Annotated in this window: 21 protein-coding genes and 1 pseudogene; 13 read left to right on the plus strand and 9 right to left on the minus strand. The window is 47.5% G+C overall.

Going from position 1 to position 20,045, the window contains the following annotated elements; all coding sequences use genetic code 11:
- Window positions 1–192: 192 nt before the first annotated feature.
- From AC1S5B_RS11460 to rpmI, 4 genes are all read right to left on the minus strand, one after another.
- Window positions 193–720 (minus strand): tetratricopeptide repeat protein, encoded by a 528-nt coding sequence (locus AC1S5B_RS11460; RefSeq protein WP_482035806.1) that lies wholly within the window; start codon window positions 718–720, stop codon window positions 193–195.
- 96 nt (window positions 721–816) lie between these two features.
- Window positions 817–1,584, minus strand: coding sequence for a transporter substrate-binding domain-containing protein (locus tag AC1S5B_RS11465; protein ID WP_482035807.1), 768 nt, complete (start codon window positions 1,582–1,584; stop codon window positions 817–819).
- A gap of 43 nt (window positions 1,585–1,627) precedes the next feature.
- Complete coding sequence (rplT, locus tag AC1S5B_RS11470; RefSeq protein ID WP_482035808.1) at window positions 1,628–1,996, minus strand: 50S ribosomal protein L20; 369 nt, start codon at window positions 1,994–1,996, stop codon at window positions 1,628–1,630.
- Between the two features lie 137 nt (window positions 1,997–2,133).
- Window positions 2,134–2,331 (minus strand): 50S ribosomal protein L35, encoded by a 198-nt coding sequence (rpmI, locus tag AC1S5B_RS11475; protein WP_482035809.1) that lies wholly within the window; start codon window positions 2,329–2,331, stop codon window positions 2,134–2,136.
- Between the two features lie 247 nt (window positions 2,332–2,578).
- Here rpmI and rimP point away from each other — a divergent pair, with 247 nt between their 5' ends.
- The 7 genes from rimP (at window position 2,579) to AC1S5B_RS11510 (ending at window position 12,403) form a co-directional block, all read left to right on the plus strand.
- Window positions 2,579–3,040, plus strand: a complete 462-nt coding sequence (gene rimP, locus AC1S5B_RS11480; RefSeq protein WP_482035810.1) for a ribosome maturation factor RimP — start codon at window positions 2,579–2,581, stop codon at window positions 3,038–3,040.
- A 66-nt stretch (window positions 3,041–3,106) separates the two neighbouring features.
- Window positions 3,107–4,450 (plus strand): transcription termination factor NusA, encoded by a 1,344-nt coding sequence (nusA, locus tag AC1S5B_RS11485; protein WP_482035811.1) that lies wholly within the window; start codon window positions 3,107–3,109, stop codon window positions 4,448–4,450.
- 23 nt (window positions 4,451–4,473) lie between these two features.
- Window positions 4,474–4,737 (plus strand): YlxR family protein, encoded by a 264-nt coding sequence (locus AC1S5B_RS11490; RefSeq protein WP_482035812.1) that lies wholly within the window; start codon window positions 4,474–4,476, stop codon window positions 4,735–4,737.
- Window positions 4,738–5,275: 538 nt separating this feature from the next.
- Complete coding sequence (infB, locus tag AC1S5B_RS11495) at window positions 5,276–8,470, plus strand: translation initiation factor IF-2 (RefSeq protein WP_482035813.1); 3,195 nt, start codon at window positions 5,276–5,278, stop codon at window positions 8,468–8,470.
- 102 nt (window positions 8,471–8,572) lie between these two features.
- Window positions 8,573–11,506, plus strand: coding sequence for a DNA polymerase I (polA, locus tag AC1S5B_RS11500; protein ID WP_482035814.1), 2,934 nt, complete (start codon window positions 8,573–8,575; stop codon window positions 11,504–11,506).
- A 79-nt stretch (window positions 11,507–11,585) separates the two neighbouring features.
- Complete coding sequence (locus tag AC1S5B_RS11505; RefSeq protein ID WP_482035815.1) at window positions 11,586–11,948, plus strand: hypothetical protein; 363 nt, start codon at window positions 11,586–11,588, stop codon at window positions 11,946–11,948.
- Window positions 11,945–12,403, plus strand: coding sequence for a type II toxin-antitoxin system VapC family toxin (locus AC1S5B_RS11510; RefSeq protein WP_482035816.1), 459 nt, complete (start codon window positions 11,945–11,947; stop codon window positions 12,401–12,403). Before AC1S5B_RS11505 ends, AC1S5B_RS11510 begins: the two co-directional genes overlap by 4 nt.
- Before the next feature lie 90 nt (window positions 12,404–12,493).
- Here AC1S5B_RS11510 and AC1S5B_RS11515 read toward each other — a convergent pair whose 3' ends face one another.
- Window positions 12,494–13,174: a phosphoribosylanthranilate isomerase gene (locus AC1S5B_RS11515; RefSeq protein ID WP_482035817.1), complete on the minus strand. Its 681-nt coding sequence runs from the start codon at window positions 13,172–13,174 to the stop codon at window positions 12,494–12,496.
- Between the two features lie 189 nt (window positions 13,175–13,363).
- Here AC1S5B_RS11515 and psaK point away from each other — a divergent pair, with 189 nt between their 5' ends.
- Window positions 13,364–13,636, plus strand: coding sequence for a photosystem I reaction center subunit PsaK (gene psaK, locus AC1S5B_RS11520; RefSeq protein WP_482035818.1), 273 nt, complete (start codon window positions 13,364–13,366; stop codon window positions 13,634–13,636).
- Window positions 13,637–13,735: 99 nt separating this feature from the next.
- On the opposite strand, the gene AC1S5B_RS11525 is transcribed toward psaK, so the two are convergent.
- The gene (locus tag AC1S5B_RS11525) at window positions 13,736–14,257 is read right to left on the minus strand and encodes a type IV pilin-like G/H family protein (protein WP_482035819.1); all 522 of its coding nucleotides are present in this window, start codon (window positions 14,255–14,257) and stop codon (window positions 13,736–13,738) included.
- Between the two features lie 212 nt (window positions 14,258–14,469).
- Window positions 14,470–14,643, minus strand: coding sequence for an NblD family protein (gene nblD, locus AC1S5B_RS11530; protein ID WP_482035820.1), 174 nt, complete (start codon window positions 14,641–14,643; stop codon window positions 14,470–14,472).
- An 84-nt stretch (window positions 14,644–14,727) separates the two neighbouring features.
- On the opposite strand from nblD, the gene AC1S5B_RS11535 reads away from it, so the two are divergent.
- Complete coding sequence (locus AC1S5B_RS11535; protein ID WP_482035821.1) at window positions 14,728–16,332, plus strand: FAD-dependent oxidoreductase; 1,605 nt, start codon at window positions 14,728–14,730, stop codon at window positions 16,330–16,332.
- Between the two features lie 23 nt (window positions 16,333–16,355).
- Here the strand turns inward: AC1S5B_RS11535 and AC1S5B_RS11540 are convergent, their stop codons facing one another.
- Both AC1S5B_RS11540 and AC1S5B_RS11545 read right to left on the minus strand, forming a co-directional pair.
- Window positions 16,356–16,979: a phosphatase PAP2 family protein gene (locus AC1S5B_RS11540; RefSeq protein ID WP_482035822.1), complete on the minus strand. Its 624-nt coding sequence runs from the start codon at window positions 16,977–16,979 to the stop codon at window positions 16,356–16,358.
- Between the two features lie 338 nt (window positions 16,980–17,317).
- On the minus strand, window positions 17,318–17,440 hold the full coding sequence (locus tag AC1S5B_RS11545) for a hypothetical protein (protein WP_482035823.1): 123 nt from the start codon (window positions 17,438–17,440) through the stop codon (window positions 17,318–17,320).
- 178 nt (window positions 17,441–17,618) lie between these two features.
- Here AC1S5B_RS11545 and AC1S5B_RS11550 point away from each other — a divergent pair, with 178 nt between their 5' ends.
- From AC1S5B_RS11550 to AC1S5B_RS11565, 4 genes and pseudogenes are all read left to right on the plus strand, one after another.
- On the plus strand, window positions 17,619–17,753 hold the full coding sequence (locus tag AC1S5B_RS11550; protein ID WP_482035824.1) for a hypothetical protein: 135 nt from the start codon (window positions 17,619–17,621) through the stop codon (window positions 17,751–17,753).
- A 19-nt stretch (window positions 17,754–17,772) separates the two neighbouring features.
- Window positions 17,773–18,076: pseudogene (locus AC1S5B_RS11555) on the plus strand (IS982 family transposase); the annotation flags it as partial.
- Window positions 18,077–18,506: 430 nt separating this feature from the next.
- Window positions 18,507–18,791, plus strand: a complete 285-nt coding sequence (locus tag AC1S5B_RS11560; protein WP_482035825.1) for an HU family DNA-binding protein — start codon at window positions 18,507–18,509, stop codon at window positions 18,789–18,791.
- Window positions 18,792–18,882: 91 nt separating this feature from the next.
- Entirely contained in the window at window positions 18,883–20,025 is a 1,143-nt protein-coding gene (locus tag AC1S5B_RS11565) for an FAD-dependent oxidoreductase (protein WP_482035826.1), read from the plus strand.
- The last annotated feature ends 20 nt before the right edge of the window (window positions 20,026–20,045 follow it).

Genomic DNA, 20,045 nt, shown 5'->3' on the forward strand with positions numbered 1-20,045 from the left:
GATGAGTGCAGATTGTGAGCCGCTGCGACCGATTTGGAATCAATATGAGCCCAAAAATTTAAAAAGAACTGTATGCGATGTGCGACTAAGTTCTTGCAAGAAAATCTCACCGTTCACTGGGTCGCCGATGGCATCCCCATTCTTCTATGCTGCTGGGATTTAGCTCACTTGAAATAAAAACCTACAAGACCGTTAACCCGTTGGAGCGAATCGCTTGCGAAGCGACTCTGCTCGTCGCTTTGCGGTGGAATTGTCAGGTTCCAAAACAAGAACCTGTTCATAGGCTTCAAGGGCTTGAGCCATCAACTGTTTACGCTCATAGGCATGACCCAGGTTATTTAGGGCAGTGACGTAATCAGGATTTGCTTTAAGCGAGTCTTTGTACTGTCGAATTGCTAAATCGTATTGCTCTTGAGAAAAGTAGGCAAACCCAAGGGCGTTATAAATCAGGGCCGTCTCTTCAATAGAAATATCGTCTTCTTTTAACGCTTTTTTAAACTGGACGATCGCCTGAGCATAAATTCGCTTTGTCAAATAAATACTACCCAGTTCAAAATACTCTTGGGCTGTTCCTTTCTCTTTCGTCAGTTTGCTTTGCAACCGTTCTAAGGAGCTTTCAACCTTACGAGTCTGCAAAATTTGGCGAAGGACTGCCCATCCTGCGGCTACCAAAATTACTAGCAGCAGTCCAATATAGAGAATAGGAAGATCGGTATTCATATTAAATTCTTAGGTTCATCAAGCAAGAAGCTAGGAGTCTTATCCACTATTCAAAAATATCTTAAAATTAGAGAGCAGGATAAGGAAAAATTGTTATCAGATCGGTAAGCCCCAATACTTCGCCCGTTCTTCAAGCCAGCCGCTGTTTCGCAGACGAGTTAAGATTTGATCGATTTGTTCCTTTAGCTCTGTGTATTGCTGCCCTTTAGGCAAAACGATCGCAAGCAATTCCGGGGATAGAGCAGGTAGAATCACTCGATATTCAGGAAACTCCTGTGACCAACCGCTGAGAACGCTAACATCGGCTGCAAACGCGATCGCATCATTCCGATCTAGCATTACTTTGGCAGCCTTATAAGACTCGACTCCTATTAAATTTATCCCAGGGAACCGACTCCGAAGCGCTGAAATCGCGCTAGAACCATTTATGACCGCAACCGTTTTTTCGATCAAATCACTGGTTTTTTGAACTGTGGGTGACTTGGTAATAATTGCCGTGCCATCGGTGTAGTAAGGCAAGCTAAAGCTAAGAATGCGTAAGCGAGATGGGGTTAGGGTGGCGTGAGCGATCGCAATATCAACCTCTCCATTCATCACCAAGGAAAATCTCTCTTGATTGGTGACAGGTTTTAGTGCTACAGCATTGGATCTCCCCAGCAATTCTTCGGCTAAACGCTGAGCTAAATCAATCTCGAATCCTTGGAGTTGCCCATTGACATTGCGAAAACCCAAAGGTCGCACCGTTTCTTTAACTCCAACGACCAAACGCCCCCGCTTTTTGATTGCTGACAACTCAGCAGCGATCGCGGGCAGGGGCGAAAAGGCTGGAAAGCTAATGGCATATAGACTTAGAACAAGGCTCACCAAAATTGGCAGGTTGATGAAGCGACCAGCAAAACACAACCTGTTAAGCTGCCTTCTTTGCAGCAAATTGACTAGCAATTTCCATTACCTTGGTAAAACCAGCCGGATCAAGAATTGCCATCTGTGACAGCATCTTGCGATTGATCTGCACATCTGCCTTTTTCAAGTTGCCAATAAACTGGCTGTAGCTCATGCCGTGGAGACGAGCCGCTGCATTAATACGGGTAATCCACAAACGACGAAAATCACGCTTGCGCTTGCGGCGATCTCGATAGGCATTCCGTAGTGCCTTCATTACCTGCTGATTGGCAATCCGAAACAGCTTGGAATGAGATCCCCGGAACCCCTTCGCCATCTTCAAAATCTTTTTGCGGCGCTTTCGTGCTACATTACCGCGCTTTACCCGTGCCATAGTGATCTATCCTTATAAACCGTCTTCTGATTTAGTTGATTTCTTTACAAAAACTTGAGTTGAGAGATCGAGTAACTGCCTATTTGGGCAATCCTGCCTGAAACTCACATTCAACTCAGGCTATGAGCTTCTTAGCTTTACAGATAGGGAAGCATCAAATGCACATTGTCTGTATCCCGTTCATTAACAACAGCCATTCCCGCAAGGCGGCGGCGGCGCGAAGGACTTTTATGCTCTAACAAATGCTTCCTAGAGGATCGACGATGGACAATCTTGCCAGATCCAGTGACTTTAAATCGCTTCGCAGCAGCTTTGCGGGTCTTTAGCTTAGGCATGGGGTCTACTTTGGAAAAAAATCAACACAGCTTACTATACTACTACTTGTTTTTCATAAAGAGCAAGCCTAAAGCGTAGAGTTCTTTTAACAAATCATGCACACCTTCAGAACATTAGGCTACACTAAGGGGTGCAACTGCGAGTCCTTCGCAGAACTTCTAGATTCTAGAAAGTGGTGCATCTTGGAGGTGGGTTTAAGCCCACTTTTTTTGTTTTTATTACTTTTTTGCTTTTATTTCAGTGTTCATGACTCATCCACTAATCCCACACATTCTTGAACTCGCTACTCCTGTGGCAAAGGCGCTTAACTTAGAAATCGTTGGAGCTATTTTTCGGACGAATCAAAGCCCTCCAGTTCTACGAGTTGATATTCGCAACCCAACAGATGACACAGGGTTAGATGACTGTGAACGTATGAGTCGAGCATTAGAAGAAGTATTGGATGAATCTGACATTGTTCCTGATGCCTATGCGCTAGAAGTATCCAGCCCTGGGATTTCTCGGTTGCTCAGTACCGATCGCGAATTTATTTCGTTTAAAGGTTTTACGGTCACCGTTAGTGTGTCTGAGCCTTATGCTGGGCACAAAGAATGGGTGGGAAAGTTGGTTCGGCGAGATCAAGAAGCGGTTCACCTGAGCCAAAAAGGACGAGCGATCGCAATTCCCTGCCATCTCATTACAAAAGTCCAGCTTGTTGAACCTGCCTAATTTTTTATTTTCATTTATTTTCCTTTTGTTTCCTCACTTCACTGCCATCACCACGGAGATTTTGTTATGTCAATGGTCGCCTTACCCGGACTACGAGAAATGATTGAAGGCATCAGCCGAGAACGGAATTTGCCAAAAGTTGCCGTTCAAGCTGCTTTGCGAGAAGCGTTGCTCAAAGGGTATGAGCGCTACCGTCGAACTCAGCGGTTAGATGGCAGCAATTTTGATGAAGAGTATTTTGTCAACTTCGAGGTGGAGTTAGACATTGAAGAAGAAGGGTTTCGGGTTTTAGCTGCAAAAACAATTGTGGAAGAAGTAGAAAATCCCGATCACCAAATTGCTTTACAAGAAGTGCTTGAAGTAGCGGCTGAAGCTCAACCTGGCGATACGGTGGTGTTAGATGTGACACCAGAACAGAGCGACTTTGGACGAATGGCGGCGATTCAAACCAAGCAAGTTCTTGCCCAAAAACTGCGGGATCAACAGCGAAAGCTAGTGCAAGAAGAGTTTCAAGACTTAGAAGATACCGTCTTGCAGGCGCGAGTCCTACGGTTTGAACGGCAGTCTGTGATTATGGCAGTGTTGAGTGGCTTTGGGCAAGTTGAAGTGGAAGCTGAGTTGCCGAAGCGTGAACAGTTGCCAAATGATAATTATCGCGCAAATGCCACGTTTAAGGTCTATCTGAAGCGAGTGTCGGAGGGTTCTCATCGGGGGCCACAGTTAATGGTTTCGCGATCAGATGCTGGGCTGGTTGTCTATCTCTTTGCCAATGAAGTGCCGGAAATTGAGGACGAAATTGTCCGCATTGTTGCCGTGGCGCGCGAGGCAAATCCTCCTTCCCGCTCTGTGGGTCCTCGTACTAAGATTGCGGTTGATACCCTAGAACGAGACGTAGATCCGGTAGGGGCTTGCATCGGTGCTAGAGGATCTCGCATTCAGGTTGTGGTAAATGAACTGCGAGGCGAAAAAATTGATGTGATTCGCTGGTCGCCTGATCCGTCTACTTATATTGCCAATGCCCTGAGTCCAGCAAGAGTGGATGAGGTTCGGCTGATGGATCCAGAGGGACGGCAAACTCATGTTTTAGTTGCAGAGGATCAGCTTAGTTTGGCGATCGGGAAAGAAGGTCAGAATGTCCGCCTGGCAGCCCGCTTAACAGGATGGAAAATTGATATTAAAGATTCTGCTAAATACGATTATGAAACAGAAGACCAGAAAATATCTGAGGTGCTGAATAGTCGCGCCCCTGTCCAATATGAAGAAGAGTATGAAGATCAAGACGACGAGGAACTCTATGAAAAAGATGAGGAGACTGATGCTCACTCTAGCGACGTTGTAGAACAAAATGATCAACCAGAGGCAGAAGCAACTATGACTCTGACAGAGGAGACTTTAAATCAGTCAGTCTAAGCAGCTTTAGCGGATATGAGGAGATGAAGCCCAACTATCGTCGATGTATCGCCTGTCGAAAAGTCGCTCTTAAAGCAGATTTTTGGCGAGTGGTTAGAGTGTATCCTTCACAGGTAGTGCAGTTAGATGAAGGAATGGGTCGCTCTGCTTATTTATGTCCGCAAATCGAATGCCTCAAAACAGCACGCAAAAAAAATCGATTAGGAAGAGCGCTGAAAGTAGCAGTATCTGATTCTTTATATCAAGAGTTGGACGAGCGGCTTGTTGAACATAAAACAAAGATTTAATGAGGCGATCGCCATCGAGAAATTGGCACAGGTCATACGGCAAAGGGAAAGCTTGCCAGATTAGCAGGTTGCGTACAATGGTAATCTCGTCTAGATTATGGGCTTCTCAAGTAGTAAAAACCGCTGATGTAGGCTAGCGTGGCGGCATTAAAATTTTTGTTCGCTTTCAAGCAAGGAGGAATTTATCAAGGCTTTGGTAAGCTAGCGAGATGGAAAATTATGAGAGAGTTAGGATACATTACAGCGATCGCATGAGGCTAGGGAAGAGAGAGTTGAGAATATGACAAAATCTTGCCCAACCTGAAGTTATCCCCGCTTCTCAAGATTTGTGCAAAATTAGAGTAGGGATGATGACAAAGTTGAAAACAACTTTAGAATTGCCAAGCAGGGTTATTTTTGAGCAATCTTGTTTTCTCTAGTTGAACTAGGGACGTTAGAAGACTTAGAATTAAAGAGGGTTACGGTTTGGATTGAATGTCGTTTTAGTTGGAACGGTGACAACTATGTGAGAACTGGATAGGTACGAAGAGGAGATTGGATGAATAGCGGAAAAGTCAGAATTTACGAGATTTCACGGGAATTAAATTTGGATAACAAAGATATATTGGCGATCTGTGAGCAATTAAGCATTTCGGTTAAAAGTCATAGCAGCACAATTACAGATTCGGAAGCTGAAAGAATTCGTGCGTCGGCTGAGAAATACACTGCTACTCATTCATCCTCTGTTAAACCAGTGACACGACCATCAAATAACTCATCGGCAGCAGAACCTAAACAACGAGTCTCTGTGCCCGTCCAAAAGAAACAGCAGATTGTGGCAATTAAGTCTGTCACGCGATCGCCCAATGTTGAACCTCTAACTCCCCCTGTATATACTCCTCCGTCGCAAGAAGTAGGATCATCAGCACCGACTCAAGTATCGCCAAGACCGATTGCACCTCGGCTAGAGAGATCAAGTAATTCCAGTGAAACCTTGATCAAGCCAGTGCCTGAAACATTGACTAAACCATCGGCAAAGGTTGAGACATCAGCAAAAGTCGAGGCTTCTAATATCTTGAATGCTGAAGTTAAGACCTCAGCCCCTCAATCGATCGCTTTATCTCCTACGCCTCCGACTGCTACACCGGAAGGGGATGCTACTACATTGGTGTCGCCTCCACCGCGCCCTGAACCCGTCACGCCTCCGGCTTCTAGAAGCAGCCTAGTTCCAAATACATCCAGCCGCCCAATTCTGAAGCGAGTCCGTACTGAAGAGCCGGCAGCAGGAAGCACAGCAGCGGATAAATCGACCCGACCACCCAGTGGCGTAACCCGGTCAGTTGCTCCTCCTGCAAAGCCTGCCGCACCCAATGCCAAGCCAACGATGCCCGCTCGGCAACCTGCCGGAAGAGCGGTAGAGGGCAAACCTGTTCCGCGTCCTCAGCAACAAACGATTGTGGAACTGCGGCGACCTAAACCCGTTCGTCCTGATGTAGATTCCACTGCCACAGAAGGCAGAATGCCGGGAGCGATGGATGATTTAGTCCGCCCTGAACTACGGGTGAATCGTCCCACTAGATCTCCTGCAATGGGTGATGCACCAGGAGGCGTTGATGCCTTGTTGCAGCCGAAGCCAGCATTGCCACGAACTGTCAAAAGAGGGAAGGATTGGCAGGATGGTGAGGATGAAGAATCACAGCTAAAATCCCCTAAAGTTGGCACCAAAGCGAAACGGAGAGTTCAGCCTGACCTAGATGCAGAAGAGGAAGATCTTGATGCGCTTCTCGAAGGAGAAGACGGTGAAGATGGAGAGGGTAGCAACGTGAGTTTGTCTCTAGTTCGTCCTGCTAAACCGAAGGGTATGCGTCAGACTCCAACTAGACCTCCCATTGCAATCACTCAAAAACCTAAAAAAGGTGGCTCTGGCTCTCGCGATCGCCGCGATCGTCGTGAAGAAGTGAAGGTCGAAAAGCCAACCAGCATCACGCTATTGGGTAGCTTGACGGTTCAGGAACTCGCCGCCAAAATGGAAACTCCTGAAACCGATATTATCAGAGCCTTGTTTATGAAAGGCATCATGGCAACCGTAACCCAGACGCTAGATGTGGAAACTGCCACTATGGTTGCGCTGGAGCTAGGTGTGGAAGCGGAAGTAGGGGTGCGCCAAGCTGCTGCTACTAAAGTGATCGAAATGTTAGATGCTGGTGACTTAGAAAGCCTTCAGCGTCGTCCCCCTGTGGTCACAATCATGGGTCATGTGGATCATGGAAAAACATCTTTGCTAGACTCGATTCGCAAAACGAAAGTGGCTCAAGGCGAAGCAGGGGGTATCACTCAACACATCGGTGCTTATCACGTTGATGTTGAACACAATGGCGAAATGCAAAAAGTTGTTTTTCTCGACACACCGGGTCACGAAGCTTTTACTGCAATGCGCGCGCGGGGAGCAAGAGTTACAGATGTCGCAATTCTAGTCGTTGCGGCAGATGATGGAGTCCAACCCCAAACAATTGAGGCAATTAGCCACGCGAAAGCTGCTGAAGTGCCCATTGTGGTTGCCATCAATAAGATTGATAAGGAAGGCGCTCAACCCGATCGCGTTAAACAAGAACTGACAGAATATGGGTTGGTTCCAGAAGAATGGGGTGGCGAAACCATCATGGTGCCAGTGAGTGCCCTGAATGGTGACAACCTAGATACCTTACTGGAAATGATCCTGCTAGTTACTGAAATCGAGGAACTGTCTGCCAATCCTGATCGCGTTGCCAAAGGAACCGTGATCGAAGCGCATCTGGACAAAGCAAAAGGTCCGGTTGCCACGCTCTTGGTGCAAAACGGCACCCTGCGAGTGGGCGATGTGCTGGTTGCTGGATCTGCTTTTGGGAAAGTGCGGGCAATGGTAGACGATCGCGGCCAGCGTGTGAAAGTTGCGGGTCCTTCATTTGCCGTAGAAGTGCTAGGGTTGGCAGATGTGCCTGCGGCGGGAGATGAGTTTGATGTATTTGCTGACGAGAAAGAAGCTCGTGCAGTCTCTTCCGACCGAAGCGACGAGCAGCGCCAGTCTCGTTTATTAGCAGCGATGTCTTCTCGTCGAGTCAGCTTAAATACACTTTCGGCTCGTGCCCAAGAGGGAGAGCTAAAAGAACTCAATTTGGTGCTGAAAGCAGACGTACAGGGATCGGTGGAAGCCATTCTTAGTTCGCTCAAGCAGTTGCCTCAAAATGAGGTGCAAGTTCGAGTTCTATATGCTGCGCCCGGTGAAATCTCTGAGACCGATATTGACCTAGCGGCAGCTAGTTCTGCGGTGATCATCGGCTTCAACACAACGCTGGCAACAGGGGCACGACAAGCCGCCGATCGCCTTGGGGTGGATGTCCGGGATTACAACATCATCTATAACCTGTTGGATGATATCCAAGGGGCAATGGAAGGGTTGCTTGATCCCGAACTTGTGGAAGAACCTTTAGGTCAAGTGGAAGTCCGGGCAGTCTTCCCCGTTGGACGAGGACAGGTGGCAGGCTGCTATGTTCAATCTGGCAAGATCGTGCGGAACTGCAAAGTTCGGATTCGCCGTAACAACAACGTTGTCTTTGAGGGCAACCTCGATTCGCTGAAGCGGATGAAAGAAGACGTGAAGGAAGTGAACACTGCATTTGAATGCGGGATTGGAATTGATAACTTCAATTCTTGGGAAGTAGGCGACATCATTGAAGCCTACCGTATGATCTCAAAACGCCGCACACTCGCTAAGTAAGCTCCTTTCTGATAGTTCGCAAAGAAGCCAGGAATTTCAAGCTTTTAAACTTTGATTCCTGGCTTTTTTGGTTTTTCTTATTCTCTACCCTGGCGATTTCCCTTGACAGCACCTCTTTCAGTTCCAAACAAACCGATTTTAGTTTTAGTAGATGGACACTCCCTTGCTTTTCGCTCCTATTACGCTCACGCCAAGGGACGAGAGGGAGGGCTGCGAACCAAAAGTGGCATTCCAACTAGCGTATCCTATGGCTTTTTGAAAGCGCTATTGGAGGTGATGGAAACGGAAAAGCCGCAATATGTGGCGATCGCTTTTGATGTGGCAGACAAAACCTTTCGTCATGATCAAGACGAAACCTACAAAGCTGGTAGACCCGATGCACCTGAAGACTTTTTACCCGATCTAAAAAACCTACAAGAATTGCTGGCTGCTCTCAAACTGCCGGTGCTAACGGCTCCTGGATATGAAGCTGATGACATCATCGGCACCCTGACCCGGCGGGCAACGGCGGCAGGAATGCGGGTAAAAATTTTGAGCGGCGATCGCGATCTGTTTCAATTGGTTAACCCTGAAGACAGCACCACCGTACTTTATATGAGTACCAGCTACGGCAAAGGCATTCCCTCGCTCAAAGAATTTGGCTCTGAAGAGGTGAAATCAAAGCTGGGGATCGCACCAGAACAGGTGGTGGATTTCAAAGCCCTCTGTGGCGATTCTTCCGATAACATTCCTGGTGTGCGCGGCATTGGTGAAAAAACGGCAGCCAAACTTCTAAAAGAATATAATTCGCTTCACGGTGTTTATGCCGCGATCGAGCAGATCCAAGGAGCCACTCGCAAAAAGCTAGAAGAGGGACGCAATGATGCTTTGCATTCTCAATACTTGGCTCAGATTCATCTAGATGTACCCATTGATATTGAGCTAGAGGCGTGTCAACTGCAAGCATTCGATGACAATGCCGTTTTACCCCTGCTAGAAAAGTTAGAGTTTCGGACTTTTCTGAGCAAACTTCAAAAGCTACATCGCCAGTTTGGTGGCGAAACTGAGGAAGTGTCGAAAACAGAGTCAGACGTAAATGCAGGTGAGATCGCACCTGAACCACCCCCGCCTTCAGATACGAGTGGCGATCTCTGGTTTTTTAGTGCTGAAGAAACTGATGCAGCCCTGCCCATCGCCTCCATCACCCTGCAACCCAGAATTATTGACACATCCGAAAAGCTGTCTGAACTGCTGGAAATCTTGGCAGTTCGCAATCAGCCCGATTTGCTGACCAGTTGGGATACTGAAACCACTGCCCTGGAACCCCGCGATTCTGACCTCGTAGGAATTGGCATAGGTTGGGGCGAAGAAATTACGGATGTGGCATACATTCCCCTGAACCACGCGATCGGCACGAATTTAGATAAGACATTGGTGTTAGAAGCGCTGCGTCCGATTTTGGAAAGCCCCGATTATCCCAAAGCCCTGCAAAACGCCAAATTCGATCGCCTCGCTTTCCGACAACAGGGCATTCATCTCGCAGGTGTGACGTTTGACACCATGCTGGCAAGTTACGTGATCAATCCAGAGCAAAAGCATAACCTGGCTGATTTAACCCTGACCCATCTAGGGCTGACGACCACTAGCTACACCACCCTGGTTCCCAAAGGCAAAACCATTGCCGAGATCAGCATCCCAGTGGTTGCCCAATATTGTGGCATGGATGCCCACACGGTTTTTCGACTGGTGCCCATTTTGCGATCGCTCTTGGCGAAAAGCCCCGCACTCCATCAGCTATTCGCAGAAGTAGAGGTGCCTGTGGAACCTGTGCTAGCCGAAATGGAATGGCTGGGAGTTCGTATCAATCAAGAATATCTGCATGAATTTTCTAAACAGTTAGAGCAAGATCTGGCAAGAATCGAGCTTCGGGCTTATGAAGCCGCAGGCAGCCAGTTTAATTTGGGGTCGCCCAAGCAACTGAGTGAACTACTATTCGACACGCTCCAACTCGATCGCCGCAAATCGCGCAAAACCAAAACCGGGTATTCCACCGATGCCGCCACCCTCGAAAAGTTGTTGGATGACCATCCGGTGATCGAAGCGATCGTCGAACATCGCACTTTGTCCAAGCTGAAATCGACTTATGTGGATGCCTTACCTGCGATCGCTCGCAAGGATACTCAGCGAGTTCACACTAATTTTAACCAGGCAATTACCGCCACTGGTCGTCTGTCTTCCTCAGAACCTAATCTACAAAACATCCCAATTCGCACTGCTTTTAGCCGCCTGATTCGCCAAGCGTTTATCCCGGAACCGGGCTGGCTAATGGTGGCTGCTGACTATTCCCAAATTGAACTCCGGATCTTGGCACACCTCAGCCAAGAACCCGTGCTGCTGGAAACCTATCAAAACAAACAAGATGTCCATACCTTGACCGCTCAGCTTTTATTTGAAAAAGCAGACATCACTTCAGAAGAACGGCGACTAGGCAAAATCATCAACTTTGGCGTGATTTATGGCATGGGTGCCCAGCGGTTTGCACGAGAAGCAAAAGTCGATCGCAGAACTGCCCAAGAGTTTATTGATCGCTTTAACTCGCGCTACTCGAATGTGTTCAAGTATCTCCAGCGAATGCAGCAAGAAGCGATCGCCAATGGCTATGTGGAAACCATTCTCGGTCGTCGCCGCTACTTCAACTTCAGCAGCGAGAGTTTGCGGAGTTTGCGGGGCAGTGATCCCAACGCGATCGACCTCAGCACACTCAAACTGCGTGATCAGTACGACGCTCAAATGCTCCGCGCCGCCGCCAACGCGCCCATCCAAGGTTCCAGCGCTGACATCATCAAAATCGCCATGATCCGGCTACATGAACTATTGAAAGACCACGACGCAAACCTGCTGCTGCAAGTCCACGACGAACTCATTTTTGAGATGCGCCCGGAAGAGTGGGAATCGCTCCAGCCGAAAATCCAATCGATGATGGAATCTGCTGTCACCCTCTCCGTTCCTCTCGCCGTCGAAATCCACGCAGGCGATAACTGGATGGATGCGAAGTAAATGGGAGACTTTCCCCTTCAAGTTTATTACTTTGTTTGAACGCAATATTTAATTTTCAGCATAGAGATAAGAGGAGATCATGGCTGAACACAACTTGAATATAAACTCCAATCAGTCCGATTCTACTTCCACAGCGCCATCTCTATTGGTTGAGCTTGTGCGTGAAATTGAGCAAACTCCAGAAGAACATTGGTCGAGCCTGCTGCACACTATGAGGCTTTTTCGGCAACGCATCCAGTTGTCCAATACATCACCTGAAACCGCTTGGACGAATGCTTTAAATTCAGCCAAAACTCCTGATCTGAAGCGGCAGCAGGCACTCAGCGAATTGCTCAATTCTTGGATGGAGGAGCAAACTGGTCAAGAGCAACAGGAAGCCTGGGAGTTTCTTCAACAGTCGCTTGATGAAGATCGCTTATCTAATCGCCCATTCTTTCCATGAGCCGCCTCGTTTTTCTAGATTCTGCTCCGTTGGGTATGGTGTCTAATCCCAAAAATACGCCTGTATGTGAGGAGTGCAAAGCTTGGTTAGAATCCTTAGAACCGAGAGGTTACATTGCCATCATTCCTGAGATTGCCGACTATGAAGTGCGGCGTGAATTGCTTCGTGCTGGCATGGCAAATAGCATCCGACGATTAGATCAACTAAAGTCGATCCTTCCATATTTGCCTATCACAACGTCGGTGATGTTGAAGGCGGCTGAGTTATGGGCTGAAGCTCGGCGAAATGGCTATCCCACTGCTGATCCTAAAGCTTTAGATGGAGATGTGATTCTAGCGGCTCAAGCGATTCTTGCTGTCGAAGGTACAAATGGCACGAATGAAGTACTGATCGCCACAACTAACGTTACTCATTTAGCTCGGTTTACAGATGCTCGTGACTGGCGATCTATCTAATCCCAAAACGTGTGAAACTTCATAACCCAATAATCTAATTTATTGTTCAATAAGCTGACTATCTGATGATCTAAGGTGTAATTTTAGTGATTAAATTAGCGTTGGAGAAGCATCAGCCCTTTGTTTGAGGGCATCAAATAGCTGAGCTACTTGGTTTAAGTTTTTGTTGCCAGGGCTAACTTCAACACCGCTAGAGAGATCAATTCCATGAGGATGCAAGCAGGCTAGTGCTTCTAGAATATTGTCTGGAGTTAAACCGCCTGCCAAAAACCAGGGAATAGTCGGACAAAATTGTTGTAATGCTGACCAATCCAACGTTTTACCAGTGCCTCCGGCAAGAGTTGGATGGTAAGCATCTAAAAGTAGGGCATCTACAGAATTTTGATAAAGGTGTATGGTTTCTAGGGCGATCGCAGATTGAATGCGGAGGGCTTTAATCAATTCAATGCCTGGAAGCTGCTGGCGAAGGCGATCGCATAGTTCTGGAGTTTCGTCTCCATGAAGCTGCACTCCATTTAAGTGCCCAAGCGCAACGGTTTGACAAATCAGATCTAGATCAGCATTGACGAATACTCCAATGCGATCGCAGCAGGGTTTGCCAGTTTCCAAATTAATCGGCAGGTTTGCCACAATGGCTGCGATCTGGGCAATGGTCACATAGCGGGGAGACGTTGGAGCGCAAATGAAGCCTAAAGCCGTAGCACCCAATTGGGCGATCGCGCGTCCCTGTTCTGTTTGTGTAATACCGCAAATTTTGACTCGTAAATTCATGAATACATCTCAGTACGCGCAATTCAAAAACAGATCTAAGTTTTCAACACTTTTTTCGCATCAAAATATAAATTGATTCATTAATTGATTTAAACAAACAAACCTACTTCGTAGTTTGCGATCCCATAGATTCCTATAATTTTTCTAATTTCAAGGTTGTACTTCGCTAATTATTTTTGGAGGTAAAAGATGTTTTATATGCCACTATTAGCAGTTGCTCACGCACGGGCAACCGATTGGTCAATCGGGGTTGGCATTACAATGATACTGTGCAATTTGTTTGCGATCGCGATCGGACGATATGCCATCAGTCGCAGAGGCGTAGGTCCTAAACTGCCCATCCAATTTCCCGATCCATTTGGGGGTGAATTTGGACTGCCTGAACTTTTGGCAACAACTAGCTTTGGTCACGTTTTGGGGGCAGGTGCGATTTTAGGCTTAACGAACGCCGGAGTGTTGTAGCGCTCAAATTTAGATTCACTATTTGTACTAAAAAGCCCCATCTTACGAGATGAGGCTTTTTTAAGCTTTAAAGGTTTTTGATTTGATCAATGTTGTGGCTCAATTTTTTGCAAGATCTTGAGTGCTAGGGGCGCAGTCTGCTGAGCTAGGGCTATAAATTGGATCAGCGGCTCTGCCGCCAGTTGGGTTGGCAGCTTCACACAAAACGGTTTCTATCGTTGGGTTGCCGTTGCTTTGAACTAGAGCCGTCATGCCAACATAGGCGTGCAGTTTACCAGTTGTTGAGTCTGCGTAATGAATCGCATAAAGACTACTGTCGCTGCCCACTTTAATTTCATATTTATAGTTGCGGCTATCCCGTATCCCAATGCCTAGAGCGATCGGGTTTGTGGCAAATTGAGAATATTCGAGCGCATAAGCTTGTTGGGCACGGTTGAGCGTTCCAATATACGTTTTAGCTTCTGCCTGTTTCGCGCTATTTGCCCGACTTAAGAAAGTCGGAAGGGCGATCGCTGCGAGAACACCCGTGATTGTAATAACAACCAGTAACTCGATCAATGTAAACCCAACGCTGTTTTGACTGATGCACCGTAACAGCTTGCTGGTTTTTCTGGTCAACACAACCGATTCTCCTGTAAATCCACGGTACTGAAGTGAAATCAGATTTCAGTTGAAAAACTGATACTTCTTTTTACGGGAAGTTTTAGGGAAAACAGGACGTTTAACGTGAAATCACCGTAAGATTACAAGCTAGAACCGTGATGGAATCATGAACTTTCTATATAGATACTTGCCAAGGCGGGTATGTGTAAGCTCTTTAAAGGAGTTAAGTTCTAGCTATCCTGACGATTAATACATCCAGACTTTTGAGTATGTTTGCAAACCTTTTGCCAGAGTGTTTCACGAGTGCCCGGTGCGCCAACCGAAAATAATACGCGATCGCCGCCGACCAGCTTGATAATCTTGACTCCACACACCGTACATACCTGCATATTCGCTTCAGCCATCGACTTAAATGAATAAAGAGTGAGAGTATTTTCTCATCTGTTTTTCTAAAGATCTACTTTTTGCCATTCATCTTGAGCAACCCTATGACCTCTACTACACTGGCTGCGAATCGCACTTATGACATTATTTGCTTTGGCGATGAAGTGCCTGGAGTGTTGGCATTAGTGGCAGCATCCAGAGAATATCAGCGGCGTATAGGCAAGAAGCCCCGCACCTTACTAATGTTTAAGGGCAATTCTCAAGAGGGCATTGGCGGACATTTAGTCCGGGGGCGGCTTGCCTATCTCGATCGCAGCCGGGTGCCGTTAGATGTACGCCAATCGCTGAAGCTCGACACCTTTGGCGATCCGTCGGCGTTGTATAAAGAGTTTTTGCAGCGATCGGGAGTAACGCAAATTGCGCTTGATCCGGCTAAAGCGGATGCGGCGCTGCGTGCCATGCTGCGAGAAGCGGATGTGGATGTGATTAGTCGCTTGGAAATTAAAGCAGTCCTCAGAAATGGCACCCGAATTGCCGGTATCCAGCTAACCAAGGGCGAAACTTACCTAGCACGGCAGTTTATTGATGCAACGGTGAATGCAGAACTCGCTCAATTTGCTGGTGTGAAAAAGCTGCGTGGATTTGAAACATTTGGATTGCCCGAATCGGAGTTACCCGTAACGCTGGTCTTTGAAACAGAGGGACTGACGATCTCCCGCCTGAAAGAAGTGGAATCGATGCTGATCAAGCGGTTTTATAACCTAAACGATCGCACAGGACAGCAGCAACTGGCGATCGCGGCAGGAGGCAACGCCAAACTAGCAGAGCAGTTTCGCAAAAATCTGGTAGATGCATCGGGCAACTTTAAATCCATGTATGTGGGGCAAGATCACATCGATATGCGTTGCTCGGCTCTGTCTCTGGCATATCACGCCTTTCGAGGCAAACCTTTGTCCCTTAAAGGCAGCGGTTTTACGCTTGATCCGGGGAACATTGCTATTTTGCCTGGAGGTAGGTTGTCGTGGAATGCGCTCATGTTCTTCACCACAGGTTCCCAAGCAGAAGCATTGGCACGAGCAGGAGCCAAACCCACCGCGCTGATGGTCGAAGAAATGCGCCAGTTGGCAGGCTGGTTTAGAAGTTGGGGAACTCCAATCGTGCGATCGGCGACAGAACTCTATATTCGTCATGCCGGAAATATTGCCGATAGTGTTGATCGGCTGAGTGGAGCCGATATGTTGTTGGGTGGTGTGCCTGCGAGTACAGCATTAGCAACCTTTGGCTATCATTTGGATGTGCGCGGCGGCATCGATGGGCTAGGAGCCAAGGCGATCGCACAAGGCATTAGCAACATTAGCTTTCACACGTCGCCATTGTTTAATGTCGGGATTCATCATGCGCTAGTGCAAACAGTGCCAAATCTAGCCGTTGTTAGTCCGGCTTCGGGATTTGATGGCTATGCTTGTTCTGCGGGGCGGATTATTGAGTTTAATGTGGCGGTGGCTCAAGGTGTGGGCATTGCAGCCGCGATCGCCGTACTCAATAACCGAACTCTCGCCAGCATCACGAATGCAGAGGTGCGCCAGGTGCTGGAGCAGACTAAGCAGTTGCCTCGCATTTATGGCAGAGCCGAGCCAGATGAAGCCATCCGCCTATCTGAGTTTGAGGTAGCGCTGGGTAATACTGGAGCGATCGCGTCATTGACTTAACTCAATCTCAATCAGCACCGCTTTCATATTTTTTCAATTCTTCTGGAATCGGCTGAAATGCTTTTGATTGAATAGATGTCAATTAGCCAACGGGTAATGAATGCCCAGGCGATCGCCAACATCCAGCCTGCCACAATATCACTAGGATAGTGAACGCCCAGATACAATCGTGACCAACTTACCCCCAAGACAAACCCACTGCCGATCGTCAAAATCCACCAACGCCAGCGAGTTTTCCAGCTTAAAATCACCAGAATCATCACCAATGTTGCGCTCGACATGGCATGACCACTAGGAAACGCAAATCCAGCCGTCACCGAATAGTCCGTTTCCCACAGGTGTGGACGCGATCGATGCAGCCCCAATTTGAAGATGCGGTTGAGCAAAATACTGCCAGAAGCGGTGATCAATAAATAGGTGAAAGCCTGCCATTGCTGAGTCATCAATAACGCCACTGCAACGACGATCGCGGCGGGAAACACGCCCCAATATACCCCTAGCTCAGTTAACACGGTTGCAGGTGCATCAAGTCGAGGTTGCACAGTGCTGTGAATTGCCAGCAAAATTGGCTCATCCCAGGCAATGCCGCCCGGTGCAGGGCTAACTGCGATCGCGATCAGGGTGAAAACGAGTAAAGGAACCGCCATTCCAAAAATAGCAGTTAGCCACGGTCTATCTAAGCGGAGTAGGAGAGTTTTCAACTGACTGAAATTAGGATCACTTAAATATAAACCGTAAAATCTTTCACGGGATAACTTAGCACAGCCGCCCACCCAACAGCACCCCCAGCACGAACTTAACCCAGATGGGAATTACTAAACTCCATCAAGGGTTCCCAGACGTAGAGGTTCTAAAGCCGTGAAGCTCAACAAATCGCTGTCTGAACCAGATCGGTGCCTACCAGTTCACGGGCATCCAGTTGGAAAACAGCCACTAGCAACAAGGCTAAACATCCATCTAGAAGCACACTGGTCATAATTTATGTCTATCCTCTATCTGCTTTAGACAAAATCACCAAGGCTTTGTCGATATCCCGAACTTTGATGCCACGCAGAGCAATCAGGAGCGCTCGCAGCAAAGCGACCTCATCATCGGAGAGTATAATCACAATTTGAATTCCATAAAGAGCAAACCCAGACTTTATTAGGAGTTCTGGGCGTTTTCAATTTGAATTAATCACACACTAAATGCACTTTTGCGTAAATGTGCATATAAGCGTACTTCGAGAACAGCGCTAAGCCCTATGCGATGATTGAGCCTTTGGTTAGGTGTCTAGAGGCTTGAGCGTGGCTAAGAAAAAGGAATTTCGAGGTTACATTACCCAAGATTTAGATAGGCTGGTGCGCGCTTTAGCTGCTATCAAAAATGGCGATCGGGATTGGTCAATTTCCGATGTCCTGCAAGATGCATTGGTCTTTTAACGCATGGAGAGAAAGAAAAATGCTTCCTGAAATTATAGCGAACTATGCCATCACTGATGACCTGCTCAAGGCGATTGGGCATCTAAGAGGATAGGCGAGTGCAACTGAGCGATGCGGAAGTGATTACGACCGCACTAGTGGCAGCCCGGTTCTTCGGGGGGAATCATCAGAATGCTCAGAACTATCTCAAAGAACATGAGTTGATGCTCAAGATGTTGAGTAAGTCGCGGTTCAATCGCCGCTTGCATCGGTTATTTTTGCCCTTGCTAGACCTATTCGACTGTCTGGGCATGGTGCTCAAACCGGTCAATGCCCATTACGAACAGCTTTCGCGAGTTCGACTCATTCACCGGGGTGCGCTTCACGCTGATCTCCCAACTTCACATAACTGGCAACGTAGGTTACTAGAGGATTTTTGTCTGCCTTAGATGACGATTTGCGATCGCGCCTCGGAGCAAAGTTTGATATAGTGCATACCAAGGTTCTTCAAGAGATTGATCCAGCGGGTTTAACTGACTTCCTGATAGCCATTTTGCACCGTTAATTAAACTGCTCTATTGAGAACGCTTATTTAAAGCTATGTTGCGGCTGAGAAAACCCTATCTTCATTGGCTAGAATCCTTTCTATGTAAAGGTTTGATGAATGCCTTGCAGTGTTTGAGCGACGAAAATACTCCTGTGAGATCAGCAAAATTGTTGCACTTTCAAAACCCTAAAGTATAATCACAGCAGTAGTTCTAAGGATTTTGAGATATGAATAAAGGTGAACTCGTTGACAAAATTGCTGAAAAAGCAAGTGTCACCAAAAAAGATGCTGATATCGTGCTTTCGGCAATGTTGGATGTCATTCTAGATACCGTTGCTAGCGGCGATAAGGTCACGTTAGTTGGTTTTGGCACCTTTGAAGCCCGCGATCGCCAAGCACGGGAAGGGCGCAACCCTTCTACAGGCGAACCGATCAAAATTCCGGCAACCAAAGTTCCAGCATTTAGCGCTGGAAAATCATTCAAAGATAAAGTCGTCGGCAAAGCAGAGTAACCGACTTAGGCGAAAACAGGGCATTTTTGAGTAAGCTGCTTGAGTCACTGTCTGACCTTGACATCTTGGAATCAAAACACCAACTCAATCTATGAAAGACCTGGTTTTGATTGGTGGGGGACATGCTCACGCGATCGCCCTACGGTTACTTGGCATTACCCCTCTGTCAGGAGTCAGGCTCACCCTAATTTCCGAGAACTTGGAAACGGCTTATTCTGGAATGCTACCGGGACATGTGGCAGGATTTTACAGCCGTGAGGATTGCCATATTGATCTGGGCAAACTGGCTGAGTTTGCTAAAGCACAGTTTTTTGTAGATCAGGCGATCGCGTTGGATTTACAGTCCAATCAGGTTTTGTGTCACGATCGCCTGCCGATCAACTTTGATGTGCTGTCGATCGATATTGGCAGCACGCCTCATCTTCCCGTTGGGCTGGTTGGGATGGATCGAGTGATTCCTGCTAAACCAGTCCAGCATTTTTTGGGGCAATGGCGATCGCTGCTCCATGCCGTTTCTCAGCAGCGCGATCGCCCGTTGCATCTAGGCATTGTGGGCGGCGGTGCCGGTGGAGTGGAACTAGCGCTGAATATGCAGCGGCGCTTGCAAGATTTACTGAGATTATCGGATCAACCGTCAAGCAACATTCTTCTACATCTGCTGCACCGGGGTTCTCAGTTGTTGCCAGAATATCCCCAATGGGTCGGCGATCGCATTCGTCAAATTTTTGATCAACGCGGCATCCAGCTTCATTTAAATGAAACGGCTCAAAGTGTTCAGTTGCCCCGTGTTCGCTGTAGTTCAGGCTTAGAGCTTGAGTGCGATTATCTTTTTTGGGTGACTCAGGCTACTGCCCCAAAGTGGCTGGGTGCATCGGGTCTGGCGGTTGATGATGCAGGCTTTCTACAGGTTGACGACACTCTGCGATCGCTATCTCACTCTCATATTTTTGCAGTCGGCGACATTGCCACAATGGTCAACCATCCTCGACCCAAAGCTGGAGTTTTTGCGGTACGTCAAGGAAAGCCGCTAGTTGACAATCTGCACCGTTTGTTTCTAGGGGAAGCCCTGAAACCGTTTTATCCCCAAAAACGCTACCTCAGTTTGATTGGTACTGCGGATGGTCGGGCGATCGCGTCGTGGGGCAAACTAGCAGGACAATCGAGACTATTTTGGCAGTGGAAAGACCACCTCGATCGCCAATTTATGCAGCGTTTCAAAGACCTGCGATCGTGAAAATTTTGGCTCTAGAGCAT

The sequence above is a fragment of the Leptolyngbya sp. CALU 1928 genome (genome assembly GCF_056784215.1).